This window comes from Nostoc sp. CALU 546 (genome assembly GCF_048836525.1).
This window is the reverse complement of sequence record NZ_JAWJTF010000001.1, coordinates 176,299-190,290: the sequence shown is the minus strand read 5'-3', so window position 1 is coordinate 190,290 and position 13,992 is coordinate 176,299. Positions and strand designations below refer to the sequence as shown.

Genomic DNA, 13,992 nt, shown 5'->3' with positions numbered 1-13,992 from the left:
CAAATTTTTACAGTGTTTAACTATTTCCCAGAAGATGGTTATCAGAGAAGGCAGGAGGCAGAAGTATTACCCAGTTTAAAAAGAAGATACTGGTACGAGACGTGTAGCACGTTTGCGACAGCGTCTCGCAGAGAAGTGTGATATAAATCTAAAGCTTCCACAGCTTAAGTCCCACGTTTTTAAGAGTGGGTTACTCCTGCCTTCTGATTGTTATAGTTCCCCTTTCTTGATCTATCCTCGTAATAAGTTAAAAAATAATTTTGGCTTGTACACAACAAGGAGATGACTAAGTTAGTATTGCCGGGACAAATCAAAAAAGCGATCTTACCCTTTTTGAATCGTTAACTAACTAACTTGCAATTCGCTGTATCATAACAATCTCAGGAATTTAATTTTGGGCGTAAGCGTAGCCCAACCTAGCCCTCATTTCTCACAAGCTTCAGGCGTTTGATAGAGCAGAGGGGCGGAGGGGCGGCTTTCAAGGGTAGGTATTTAATAAAGGCGTATTTTTGCAGGTAAAATACTATCTAGCTTTTATCAGCAGAATTACTACGGGTGCAGGAGGGTGAATGCAAGTAGGAAAAAGCGAGGAATTAAGAGAATGGACTAGAAAAGTAATTGAAAAAATGCCAAATCTCACAAAACCTCAAGCTGTTGTACTGGCAATGTGGACTTTTGGGATAGTAATGACCCAATCAAGTGGACTGACAACGGTTTCAGTATTTTTAGCAGAACTACTGGGTAAAAAGGAGAATACTATACGTCAGCAACTGCGGGAATGGTATCGAGACGCAGAAGATAAAACAAAAACTGGTCGAACTTCATTGGATGTGACATCTTGTTTTAGTCCACTACTATCTTGGATTCTAAGTCTTTGGCCTAAAGGTGAAAAACGTCTAGCATTGGCAGCAGATGCTTCAACTTTAAGCGATCGCTTTACTGTATTAGCAATTAGCATTGTTTACCGTGGCTGTGGAATTCCAATTGCCTGGAAAATAGTTGAAGCTACCATTCCTGGAAGTTGGAAACCTCACTGGGAAGAATTATTTCGCCATATAGACAAAACTGTACCACCAGATTGGTTTGTAATTGTCACCACAGATAGAGGGCTTTATGCTGAGTGGTTGTATCAACAAATCTTGAACTGTGGTTGGCATCCTTTTATGCGGATTAACCTTCAGGGGCAGTTTCAAATTAAAGGTACTGTTTCTTGGCTACCTCTAAATACTCTTGTTCGAGAAGTTGGTCAGTCATTTGAGTCATTGGTAACTTGTTTCAAAAGTAACCCGATTGAATGTACATTGTTAGCCCGTCATGACGAGGGCTATGCCGAACCTTGGTTAATTCTCACCGATTTACAACCCGAAGTTGCGGATGCTTGTTGGTATTCGATGCGCTCTTGGATTGAATGTCTATTTAAAGACGGTAAAAGAGGTGGTTTTGCTTGGCATCAAACTAAAATGACAGATACCAAACGAGCCGAGAGACATTGGTTAGCGATCGCAATCGCTACTTTATGGCAGGTTAGTGTTGGAGGTGCTATTGATGCCAATTTGCCTATTAGTAGTTTAGACGAATTACCACAAACCCACGTTGCACGACGCAATTTGAAAAATAGTGTCTTCCATCGTTGTCTCTCATGTTTCCGTCGTGGATTTTTAGTGATTAAGGCTGCCGTTCTTAATCGTCTTCCCCTACCTCAAGGTAGCTTTTTCCCTGAACCTTGGCCTTCCTTGACTCCACAACTCCATGTCTCTCAAATCACCCTCTCTACTGCCTGATTTTTAAATACCTACCCTTGAAAGCGGAGGGGCGGAGGGGCAGAGGGGCAGAGGGGCAGAGGGACAGAGGGGCAGAGGGGAAAGAACTTAGTATTTGAACTCTCCCCCTGCTCCCCTGCTCCCCTGCTCCCCTGCACAAGCGCAGGCTTTGAGAGGTGTGGTGAGAAATCCGGGCTAGGCATCGCTTTGCCAATGCCAAGAGCGAAGGCATTTAAAATTACTAATTTGTCAAAATTTACCTGACAGACTACGGGATTTCAGGTTAAATGTTTAAAAGTATGCACTCTGCAAGAGTTGTCGGGTATTATTCGTGACACAACAAGACCAAAAACCCTCTCGTTCTTTCGCTGGAATTGCTGGCATTGTTGCCGCAGCCACATTAATTAGTAAAATTTTCGGTTTAGTGCGGCAGCAAGCGATCGCTGCGGCTTTTGGTGTTGGTGCTGCTGCCACTGCCTATAGTTATGCCTATGTTATCCCTGGCTTTCTATTAATATTACTCGGTGGCGTAAATGGGCCATTACACAGTGCAATTGTCAGCGTTTTAGCGAAGCGTCGACGAGAAGAAGCGGCTCCCCTTGTGGAAACCGTGACAACGTTGGTAGCTGGATTGCTATTGGTGGTAACAGTCGCTCAGATTTTGTTTGCGGATACGATCATTGATTTAGTTGGTCATGGCTTGGAGGCGACAACCAGAGCGATCGCTATTCAACAACTCCGCATTATGGCACCGATGGCTTTATTCTCAGGATTAATTGGTATTGGCTTCGGTACTCTCAATGCAGCTAATCAATATTGGTTGCTCTCCATCAGCCCTCTGTTATCTAGCATTACCGTTATTATCGGCATTGCTTTCATGACGATGCAAGTGGGCAAGGATATTATCAAGCCAGAATACGCTTTAATCGGTGGTATGGTCTTAGCCTGGGGAACCTTGGCAGGAGCAATTCTCCAATGGCTGGTGCAGCTAATTGTTCAGTGGCGGTTAGGATTAGGTACGTTACGCCTGCGGTTTGATTTTAAATCCCCAGGTGTTCAAGAAGTGATTAGAATCATGACTCCGGCAACAATTTCTTCCGGGATGATGCCAATTAACTTTGCTACTGTGCTTTACTTTGCAAGTCCCATCCCTGGTGCTGCTGCTGGCTTTAACTATGCCAATTTGCTAGTGCAAACTCCTTTAGGGATTATTTCTAATATCATTTTGCTGCCTCTGTTACCAATATTCGCCAAACTTGCCGAACCAGAAAATTGGGACGATCTGAAAATACGGATTCGTCAGGGACTCCTACTTAGTGCTGTCACCATGCTACCTCTAGGAGCGTTGATGGTAGTGCTATCTGTACCCATTGTCCAGGTAATATATGAGCGGGGTGCTTTCAAGCAAGATGCTACGCAGCTAGTTTCCGAGTTGCTAATTGTTTACGGTATTGGGATGTTTGCTTATTTGGGGCGTGATGTCTTGGTGCGGGTATTTTATGCCTTGGGTGATGGGCAGACACCTTTTCGCATCAGTACCTTTAACATCTTTCTCAATGCTGCGCTCGATTGGATTTTGGTTGGGCCTTTTGGTGCCCCCGGTTTGGTGTTAGCAACAGTGGGTGTAAATTGCAGTTCCCTATTGATGCTGTTATGGTTGCTCGATCGCAAACTAAATGGTTTACCTTGGCGTGAGTGGAGTGTGCCAATTCTGGGTTTGACTGCTGGTAGCGTGGTAGCTGGGGTGGCAAGCTATGGAACTTTAGTTGCGACACAACAGTTTTTAGGTAAAACGGGTTTAGTGGTTCTGCTGTTGCAGTTATGTATATCTGGCTTCGTGGGAATTGCGGTGTTTGCTGCGATCGCTTCATGGATGAAAATACCAGAGGTGAATATTTTCATATCTCGTTTACGTCAACGCTTTTTAAAAAAAGAACTTTGAATTGTTCAGTGTGTACACCCAAGTAGGTGAGAAATAATTCAACCAATTGGGTGAGCCAGGTGTGCGAGGTTACATTTTGTAAAAAAAGAGATTCTAGTACTAGAGAACATTGACTTTAACTAACTCTGGTGAGAAGAATCCTATGAAACTTACAAAATTAGCTGCCTCTGCACTTGCTGTTGCTTCCATTGTCCTTTCAGCCGGTATTGCATCTGCTCAAACAGCTGGTACTAACGGTACTAATGCTAACTACATTGGTGCTGGTGTTGCGGCTGGTGCAACCAGTGGCGGACAAGGAAACGATGGAGCACAATTCGGTGGCAATATTCAGGGACGTTACGCCATGCCCAATGCGCCTGTTTCACTACGGGGTTCTGTGCTGTATGGTGGTGATGCTGCTGCAATTATGCCCATAGTGACTTACGATGCGCCCATCGCCAGAAACACTAACGTTTACTTCGGTGGTGGTTATTCTTTTGTAACTGACGAAGGTCAAAGAACCCCATTAGGCAATCAGAATGCACCTGTAGTCACCCTTGGTATTGAATCAGAAGTTAGCAACAATGTCATCGCCTATGGCGATACTAAATGGGGCATTGACGCCTACAGAAATAGTGATGCTGATGCCGTCAGCTTCCAAGCCGGATTAGGCTATCGCTTCTAGTGATTACGAGCTAGGAAATAGCTGATTCGGAAACGAAAGCAATGATGTTTGCCAGCCGTAATAGTAATTCATTCTTTCATGCCTGAGTATAAAAACTCAGGCATGAATCATTTTTATTGATGATTTTGATAAAAAATTATATTGGCTATTCTCAATAGTTTTTCTTACAGTGAAATTACCAATTTTGAATATGTGTAAAAGATATTACTCATGGAAAAGATTAATCCCATTCCCGAAATACTTGGTGAAACAACTGACGTAGAATCTTGGCTGATTCGAGCAGGGCTAAGATTTTCAGACTTAGGTGATGATGCCGCCAGCATAGCAATCCGCAAGCAATGGCGAGAGTACCAAGCCGCAGTTCAAAGATGCTGTGTAACCCTACACCAACCACCTTCACGTGTTCAACTAGGCGGCGACTATGCCAACCTGAGAATACCTGGCGGTGGATCAACCAATTGTGCGATCCGCTGTTGAGTCGTCCCAAGTTCTTAGACTGGGCAAAAAATAGAAAATTTATTCAGCAAGACCTAATTATCCTGTTGTACGCCGCCCACTACTGGCTTAATTTCCGAAAATGGATCAGTGCCGCCACCCCAGTTAAAATCACTAATTCGGAAGCTGATGCCACCTAACTCCAACACCGGATTGTAACGTAAGGTGATGCCATAGGTACGACGGCTATATTCCAAAATGTAATCGGTGCTACTTTCTCTACCAGTATCCAAGTTCACAGATGTTTGAAAGCCTAAGCGAAAAGGGCCGTAGATTTGCTGTGATATTCCAGCGGTCAACACTTTGTTATCAACAGAGCGGTCAAACAAAAAGGGTGATAATCCGCTATTTAAGCCTTGAGAGAAACTGACATTAAAGGCGGTATAGTCGAAAAAAGGTCGAGAAAAATGACCAATTTGCCCTTGTAAGCCAATTGTACCAGTTAGGGTGCTTTGGTTATCACCATTACTGTAATGACTGGTAGTGCCTGTAAGGCTAGCGATCGCTAGCAAGTAAGGAACTACAGGGGTAGCTGTGTATCGCAATCCCTCACTGGCAGTGGGTGGTAATGGTTTTCCTTGCCACAATAACAGCCCTCTACTGAGGGTAGCACTTCCTTGTACACGACCAAGTGAAATGCGATTGTTTTCCCGCACTGGTTCTAGCAAGTCTAGGCGATCGGTGTTGGCATCAATATACTGGGCACTTGCCTGATAGTTGAGGTTGATGCCACTTTTTCCTAAAGGAATTACAGGAGAGCTAATAATGCCGCCAAAACTGCTCTGGACAGTTTGAAAACCCAGAGTACCGTTGTAGAGACGATCGCGGTAGTTATATTGCACATTCAATGTGTGGGGAAGAGAAGTGCCTAATGTCTGGCGCAATCCTAAATTCACTCGCAAATTTTCTTCCACGTCATTCAAGTTAAAACTAGTTAACTCCCCAGTTCCCTGAATTATCGTTCGTGGACTCAAAACAGAATTTATCTTGGTCTTCACTGCAAAGAGTGCGCCTAAGTCACCCGTGCCTTCTTGCACAGCTCTCTGTAATAATAACTGGGGCGTGATCGTCCATCGTGTCTGCTCTGTATCGATTAGTGGAAAGCCACGCTCAACATACAAACCTCCCCGATCTTCTCCATCGTAGCCGGGGGAGACGATTGCAGGTGTAACGTCCCGCTCTCGGCGGTCAATAGTACGCTCATTCAGGGGAATTGGCAAGGAGACTGTTTGATCCAATACCAAACGCTGCCCCTGTGTCCTGATCCGGTCTACCAAGGGTGATTCTCGCGTCAAAGTTACTGTATTTGCGCGTAATTCTAATTCTGGAGGCGAAAACGGATCGTTGGTGATGCGGACATCCCTTGCTTGCCAACCTTGCGGATAAAAGTCAATTTGTTCAGCTTCAAATCTGAGCCGATTGACTGCACCCCCAGCTTTCGGTGGCGGGATGTTGCTAGCGTCTGACTGACCACCAATTGTCACATCAATTCCTCCAGGGCTACTGACACCGGAAAGGGGTTGATTGGCTCTAATGCGATCGCTCGGCGGACGTTTTGAAACTCCACCAGCACTTATAGCCGTGGGTGAAAAAGCAAAATCTGTTTGTGCTGAGGGTACATAAATTTCTCCTCTACCATTTTCCAGTTCCCCACTATCTTGAACAAAGTTATAGGTAAAGCGTTGTCCGCGCAGTATTTGATCGCCCCGTGTTAACGTTACATTGCCCTCTCCCGCAGCAATCAAGTTATCCAAATTGACTTGCAGGCGATCGGCATCTACCACTGCCCCATCAAATCGCACAACTACATTCCCTACAGCTGTAATAATTCGCCTTTGCTCGTCATACTCTTGGCGATCTGAAGTGACTTCCACAATTCTCGGCCCGGTTGGCGGCGTGGTAGCTGGTGCGGTTGCACCAGATGGTTGACCTTGTGGCTGATTAGTGGTACTCGCCTCTGGTGTCGGCGTTGGTGCTTGGCTTAGTTGCTGAACTTGCGACTTGAATTCTACAGTGATGGGCACTGAGAGTTGGTTTGTCGGGTTGCGAGATGTGAATTTTATAAAATTTTGTACTGATTGAGAACTCGGCGCAAGATCAGCAGCAGATACAGAGATATTGTCTCTAACAGGAGACTGTTGTGCAGTAATATCAGTTTGCTGTTTTTGTGGAATTAACTTCTCAGCTAAAATTTCCGCCTTGGACTCGACTAATTTGTTGTTGGTGGGAATTGGAGGAATTTGAAGAGGGCGCGGAGATTGGGCAACAACAGGAATAAAGCTACCAGAGTCCAAAAAGGTTTGTTTTTTTCCACTAGAGTTGGAAATTGGCGTAGACGCAAAGCGGCTTGTCGTTAGATATCGCTCACCGAGTTTTTCAGAAGGTTTACCTTTTGCGTCTAGATGGGAAGCCTCCGCTCCAACTTTTTTTGGCAACTCAGTGACTTCTCTTTCTATCTGCCGTTTACGCAGCGCCGATCTTAGAATTTCCGAGTGCCGAACGCCGACGCTCGAACTTATCTTTGTGTCTTCTTTCTCTTGGCGATTAGAGGTTTTAACCTCCTGCGTGGGATGACCAACGACGAGTGACTGCCCCAAAAGTGCGGCGGTTCCAGAATCGGTAAGTGGGGAAGTTTCTGGTGGGAAGATTTCTGGTGAATTAGGTACAGAGGAAGTTTGGGCAACTACCAACTCATCCTGAGTTGAGTTTATCGGAGTTGGGAATTGCGGATCACTTTTGGTGTTATCCGCAATTCCCAACTGAGCCAAAAGCTTGGGCTGCTTGGATTTGTCAGTCTTTTCGTGTATTCCAGTATCTACACCTGAAAGAAACTTTGTATGACTAGCAGATGAGGTGGGATTTACAGGTTGTAAAGATTCGACGATAGGAGGCGGATCGGGTGGCAGAACTGGATGAAGCATATTTGAGCAAAATCGGGCTAACAAACAGCCAAATGACGAAGGAAAGGTTAAACATACATTTTGCCTTCCGACTGTCGCCTTCTGCTATCTACAGCAAGCTACCTGGAGGAAGAAACTTACTAAGCGTAAATTAGTAAGTTTCAGTGGCGTTTAGTATTTTCCGCCTTCCAAAGTCGCGGATGATTTATCGCCCTTTTACTCTAAATCCCGACGGCCGGGGTTACGAGCGGGATCGTTCGACAAAAATCCGAAGATGAAGATAGTTACGAAGAAGGCAACAACAATATAAACAGCGATTTTTAAAGTCAGCATAGAAATATCTCCAACGGGTAAAACAAAGAAAGCTTTTCTTTCGGTATCTGCCATGCAGAAAAGATAGCTACTTTATATTACCCAAATCTCGTCCCTTTTTTAGAGGACTCTGGGGACTAGGGATTGGGATTGGTAGTGTCTATCCTATCCTACGCTTATTGAGAATAGTGCAAGATACTCAGTTGTCTGACTTTCAGATGCCCTTAGGAAATAACTTAGAGACTGTTTACTCCTGTGACGTTGACTAACGGCAAAAGTTTCTAAAAAAAAGGGACAGGTTACAGAGGAAATAATTACTATCCCCCCCCCAGTCCCCAATCCCCAATCCCCAATCCCCTATTTCTCAGCTTGAACCTTTGCTATATCTTTGCCAATTCGGTTTTTGATTACTCGTGCAGGTATACCGACAGCAACGGAGAAAGGAGGAATATCTCTATTGACAACTGCTCCCGCACCAATAACACTGCCTTTGCCGATAGTAACGCCATCTAATACTGTTACTCCATGTCCTAGCCAACAATCATCCTCAATTACAATTCCCTTGCGAGTAACACCTTGGTATTTAATTGGCTTCATCGGATCAGCAAAATTATGATTATTGGCATATATCCCCGAATGGGCAGCAATCAAGCAGTGTTTACCAATTCGGATGTCTCCTGGCCCCTCAATACACACATTGGGAGCAATGAAAGTGTCTTCATCAATATGTATATACGTGTCTTCCAAAGACCCTATATCGACGTTACGCTCAATAGCGACTCTATTTCCTAGATGAATTCTATTATTCTTGTGTCCTCTAGCATCCATCCGCACACCCTTGAAAATATAGACTCCACTGCCTATCTCAATACAAGAAGTACCGTTAAATTCAACCCCATTTTGAATATATACTGGGCTGCCTATCTGGGAAAAAATACTCCGATATCCCAAATTACGCAACTTTGGCCCCAGAATAAGTGTCGGAATATCTCCTAACACCGTAGTTACTAAAAGTTCTTGCACGCGCTGCAACTTTGAAAAATTTTGCTCGTTATGCATGGCTGTATATATTTTCAATCAATTGTTGTTGACAGGTTTGAAATTTTTTTGGCTGTATCCTAATCTTCTGCCAATACCAACAGCGTTAGTATTTATTGACACAGTAAGTAAGTTGGCAGTATTACCAAAATTCCCCAATATTTTTAGATGGTTTTTCCAATACTTGAAAAACCAAAGTCTGGCTTTGACTATGTGAGCAATTCTTGCAGTTAGGTGTATATAATCACTCACCTTATATGCATAATTGTGTTAATTCGCTAGAAGCTTTTAGACTATATGTAGGTAAAATTGGGCTTCTTTTTAACCAGTTCAATTAACAAAACAATTTAAGTGCATTGCAGAATCAAAACTCAGACTATTAAATTGTCTGATGGGAGAATTTGCTGGTTTAGATAGGCTACTGTTTTGGTTATCTGGCAAAGTTGAAAAGCTTGTTAAGCAACTAGGGATAGAGTTATTTGCCTTGAGACTACTTCCTCTCAAGCGATTTTAGTATTTTGAAACAACTCAGTTCCACAAGCTATTTTGCAACAAAAAATACATTTAACTAGACTATATTCAAAGTTTAGATAAAATTCTGCCTAGCATAAATATGTAATTATTGTTGGATTTTTCTGGGTATTTTTGCCCAAGTAAAATCCAATTAAGGTGGATTATCTCCCACATCAGCCATCACATTGAAGTTAACCATCGGTGCAAACAAGTAAGCGCTTCCCCGACTGCTATGACGGCTTTCTTGCAACGAATTTCTAGAGTATGCTGCTCCAATCATGTTGCACACGGATGATTTACAGACTAGCCAATTCACATTTGTAATTAAATGAATTGCCTTTAATAACAATTGTTTTTAACGATAACACATTTTATTTTTAGTGGAACAATCTCATAAAATAAGTTGATTTCTAGGCTGCTTGTTGATGAGAATGGTGGAAATAAGTTAACTTTTTTACGAGAGCGATGCCTGCTGCGGGCAAAGCCTACGCTACTCTAAAATAATTTTATACACTTAGATACAATCCATTGAAGATAGTGAATTTAAAAATGCTGTAAGTGGTTAATTAGGATTTTTGTCTATATTTCTACCCTTACTTATGCAAGTGATTTTATGATTGGGTGTTAAACTCAGGATGATATCTACTATACTTATGAAACTCTATTCTGAAACATCTAAAAATTTTCCTCTTCCCTATTACTGATATCTAAAAGTTTGTAAATCACCCATTCGGGTGAGCCAAGCGGGTGATGCGTCCTTGGTACTACTTGTTATAAATTTTATTGAAAGAAAGCTAAAACGTAGCTTATTTTCTAGGAGAAGTCCACAAAAGAACATCAAATTGCCCCAATTGAGGTATCGGTTTTAACTCACACACTTGGTTCAAATTATGGCTTTAATTAAAGAAATTGTGCAACAAGCTCTAACTAGCGGCTATCTAAGTGTTGTAGCCGAAGACCAAATCCGATCGCAGCTTCAAAGTAATTATGACTCAGAAGACCTAGATGCCTGGATCATTTTACAGCGAGCGATTGCAGCAGGTGATGTAAAACTTGAGTCGCGCCGAAAAAAAGCTTCCATCTCTCCTAAAGCCAAGGACGCTTCATCGAGTATTAAGCTTGCTTACCAAATGGCAGCGGAGATGGCTTATGCAGCAGCTTTAGCTCTCACTATGACAAAGAATACTAAAGATCAGCCTTCATTAGGTGCATAAGATAACACCCTACGTAAGTTATTTTCCTGGTTTAGTGTCAATATTTAATACCAAGTAGTTAGCGTAGGCGTAGCCCGCCGCAGGCATCGCTTTTCCTGCTTAACTGCTTGGTACAGTTTTCATCCGATTATTTATGGCATTTACGTTCTGCCTTATCTACAACACGCTGCGCGATCTGCCTCTTGCCTTCTTACAGAGCTTTTTTAATTAGTGCCATTTTATTAAGAAATAATTAAAACTTTAACTTTCCTGGACACAGCTATGAGGAATTTTCACCCTCAGCTAAGACCCAATAATTGATCCCCGAAAGCAATACTAAAATAAATATAAATTATTTATTGAAAACTAGATTTTTTTTAAGTGATACATGCCAGTAAATGATTAAATTTTAATATACCAAGTACATGGCTGAGGGTAACGCATGGAATTAGAAACACCTTGGTGTAAACTTTAGCAACGAGGTTAAAAAAAATTCTCAATGCTTAACAAAGTCATCGCTTTTTCACAAACTACTGTATAAAGAATTGGCAACATTGGTAAAGAGAGTAAACAATAACCATAGCTAAACTTGGAGTTTTGCCAACCTATGCAGCCAATTCGTACATTTAACGTATCTCCCTCATTACCACCGCGACTCGAACCACTGCGGCGGCTAGCATATAACTTGCACTGGGATTGGAACGTTGATACTAAAGACTTATTTCGTCGCTTAGACTCTGACCTGTGGGAGTCTAGCCATCATAACCCGGTGTTAATGCTGGGTACCATATCTCAATCGCGGCTTCTGGAAGTTGTCGAAGATGAAGGCTTTCTAGCGCAAATGGATCGAGCTGACCGTCAGTTAGACGATTATTTGCAAGAGCGCACTTGGTATCAGAAACAACGGGAGCAAAAACCCAAAGAATGCTACGCCTATTTTTCGGCGGAATTTGGACTTGTAGATTGTTTGCCCGTCTATTCTGGAGGCTTGGGCGTTCTGGCGGGGGATCACCTCAAATCTGCCAGTGACCTTGGGTTACCACTTGTCGGTGTAGGTTTACTGTATCAGCAAGGCTACTTTGCTCAGTATCTCAATGCTGATGGCTGGCAGCAAGAACGCTACCTGATGAATGATTTTTACAATATGCCCTTGCATCTAGAGCGCAATGCCGATGGTTCAGAACTGCGGATTGCGGTAGATTATCCAGGGCGTAAGGTATATGCCAGAGTTTGGCGCGTACAGGTAGGAACAGTCCCCCTGTATTTGATGGACACCAATATTGAACCGAACAACACTTACGACCACGACATCACAGATCAGCTGTATGGTGGCGACATCGATATGCGTATCCACCAGGAAATTATGCTGGGGATCGGTGGTGTGCAAATGCTCAAAGCTTTGGGGCTGAAAGTCACCGCTTACCACATGAATGAAGGCCACGCCGCCTTCTCTGCCCTAGAACGCATCCGCTTGCTGATTCAGGAAGAGGGGCTGAATTATCCCCAAGCTAAACAGGTAGTGGCTTCTAGTAATATCTTTACTACCCACACACCAGTACCAGCGGGAATTGACTTGTTCGCTCCCGACAAAATGCTGCACTACTTGGGGTACTATGCAGAGATATTTGGGTTGCCCAAAGAGCAATTTTTAGGACTGGGGCGCGAGAATACAGGCGATTTATCTGGGCCTTTCAGTATGGCGGTACTGGCGCTGAAGATGGCAACATTTTCTAACGGTGTCGCACAACTACATGGTGTGGTATCGCGGCAAATGTTTCAGGGCTTGTGGCAGAAAGTGCCAGTAGAGGAAGTACCGATCGCAGCAATTACCAACGGTGTCCATGCTCGGAGTTGTGTGGCCAAATCGACTCAAGAATTGTACGATCGCTACCTCGGCCCAAATTGGTCATCAGCACCACCAGATAGCCCATTGTGGGAGCGGATGGATGCCATACCTGATGAGGAATTGTGGCGCAATCACGAACGCTGCCGTTTGGATATGATTTTGTATGTGCGAGAGCATTTGGTCAAGCATTTGACCGATCGCGGTGCTTCCGCCTCCGAAATTATCCAAGCCCAAGAAGTTTTAGATCCTTACGCTTTCACCATTGGCTTTGCTCGTCGCTTTGCCACTTACAAACGCGCTACCCTCTGGATGCGTGATTTAGATCGGATTAAGCGGCTTCTGCTGGCTAACAAAGACCGGAAAGTTCAATTTGTGATTGCTGGTAAGGCACATCCCAAGGATATACCCGGTAAAGAACTGATCCGCGATATCAATCACTTTATCCGCGAACAAAACTTAGAAAAGCAGGTAGTGTTTGTTCCCAATTACGACATTCACATCTCCCGGTTGATGGTTGCGGGTTGTGATATCTGGTTAAACACACCGCGTCGTCCACGGGAAGCCTCTGGTACTAGTGGGATGAAAGCCGCAATGAATGGCTTGCCGAATCTAAGTGTACTAGATGGCTGGTGGGATGAAGCTGATTACGTCCGCACAGGCTGGGCGATTGGACATGGAGAGAATTACGACGATCCTAACTATCAAGACGAAGTAGAAGCAAATGCGCTCTACGAGTTGTTAGAGAAAGAAGTTGTACCATTATTTTACGAACATCGCGATAGTGATGGCTTACCCCGTCCGTGGGTTGCCAAAATGAAGGATGCAATTCGGTTGAATTGTCCCTTCTTTAATACAGCGCGGATGGTAGGAGAATATGCACAACGGGCTTATTTTCCGGCTAGCGATCGCTATCATACCCTGACTGTTGATAACTATGCCCCAGCGAAAGAACTAGCTGCTTGGAAAGAAAAACTGAGCGAACACTGGTTCAATATCAGAATCAAAGATGTTGACGTATCAGCAGCTTCAGACATTGAGGTTAATCAAACCGTTGCTGTCAAAGCCAAGGTTGACTTAGCAACTTTGAGCAATAATGATGTGCAGGTGGAATTATATCAAGGTGCGATCGATGCCAATGGTGATATTGTCAACGCTGTACCAGTGGTAATGGATTACCAAGGTGAGGATGGACAGCAATTGAGTATTTACACTGGTAATATCACCTATACCGCTTCTGGTTTACAGGGCTTGTCTTTGCGTGTATTGCCGAAAAATCAAAATCTAGCTAATCCTTATGAACCAAGGTTGATTGCTTGGGCAGAGTAAGAG

At 43.6% G+C, this 13,992-nt stretch carries 10 protein-coding genes; 6 read left to right on the top strand and 4 right to left on the bottom strand.

Annotation, left to right across the window (positions count from 1 at the left end):
* The first annotated feature begins 569 nt into the window (after positions 1-569).
* From RRG12_RS00865 to RRG12_RS00850, 4 genes are all read left to right on the top strand, one after another.
* Positions 570-1,781: an endonuclease gene (locus RRG12_RS00865; RefSeq protein WP_420758009.1), complete on the top strand. Its 1,212-nt coding sequence runs from the start codon at positions 570-572 to the stop codon at positions 1,779-1,781.
* 310 nt (positions 1,782-2,091) lie between these two features.
* On the top strand, positions 2,092-3,702 hold the full coding sequence (murJ, locus tag RRG12_RS00860; RefSeq protein WP_420758008.1) for a murein biosynthesis integral membrane protein MurJ: 1,611 nt from the start codon (positions 2,092-2,094) through the stop codon (positions 3,700-3,702).
* A 142-nt stretch (positions 3,703-3,844) separates the two neighbouring features.
* Positions 3,845-4,366 (top strand): hypothetical protein, encoded by a 522-nt coding sequence (locus RRG12_RS00855; protein WP_420758007.1) that lies wholly within the window; start codon positions 3,845-3,847, stop codon positions 4,364-4,366.
* 210 nt (positions 4,367-4,576) lie between these two features.
* On the top strand, positions 4,577-4,843 hold the full coding sequence (locus RRG12_RS00850; protein WP_069072986.1) for a hypothetical protein: 267 nt from the start codon (positions 4,577-4,579) through the stop codon (positions 4,841-4,843).
* A gap of 53 nt (positions 4,844-4,896) precedes the next feature.
* Here the strand turns inward: RRG12_RS00850 and RRG12_RS00845 are convergent, their stop codons facing one another.
* The 4 genes from RRG12_RS00845 to RRG12_RS00830 all read right to left on the bottom strand — a co-directional run bounded on the left by RRG12_RS00845 (position 4,897) and on the right by RRG12_RS00830 (position 9,904).
* Positions 4,897-7,782: a DUF3769 domain-containing protein gene (locus RRG12_RS00845; protein WP_420758006.1), complete on the bottom strand. Its 2,886-nt coding sequence runs from the start codon at positions 7,780-7,782 to the stop codon at positions 4,897-4,899.
* 195 nt (positions 7,783-7,977) lie between these two features.
* Complete coding sequence (locus RRG12_RS00840; protein WP_041566417.1) at positions 7,978-8,094, bottom strand: photosystem II reaction center protein I; 117 nt, start codon at positions 8,092-8,094, stop codon at positions 7,978-7,980.
* A gap of 336 nt (positions 8,095-8,430) precedes the next feature.
* Complete coding sequence (locus RRG12_RS00835; RefSeq protein ID WP_069072984.1) at positions 8,431-9,132, bottom strand: acyltransferase; 702 nt, start codon at positions 9,130-9,132, stop codon at positions 8,431-8,433.
* A 643-nt stretch (positions 9,133-9,775) separates the two neighbouring features.
* Positions 9,776-9,904 (bottom strand): hypothetical protein, encoded by a 129-nt coding sequence (locus RRG12_RS00830; protein WP_256091202.1) that lies wholly within the window; start codon positions 9,902-9,904, stop codon positions 9,776-9,778.
* Positions 9,905-10,514: 610 nt separating this feature from the next.
* On the opposite strand from RRG12_RS00830, the gene RRG12_RS00825 reads away from it, so the two are divergent.
* Both RRG12_RS00825 and glgP read left to right on the top strand, forming a co-directional pair.
* Positions 10,515-10,838 (top strand): hypothetical protein, encoded by a 324-nt coding sequence (locus RRG12_RS00825; RefSeq protein ID WP_069072982.1) that lies wholly within the window; start codon positions 10,515-10,517, stop codon positions 10,836-10,838.
* A gap of 586 nt (positions 10,839-11,424) precedes the next feature.
* Positions 11,425-13,989: an alpha-glucan family phosphorylase gene (glgP, locus tag RRG12_RS00820; protein ID WP_069072981.1), complete on the top strand. Its 2,565-nt coding sequence runs from the start codon at positions 11,425-11,427 to the stop codon at positions 13,987-13,989.
* Positions 13,990-13,992 lie beyond the last annotated feature (3 nt).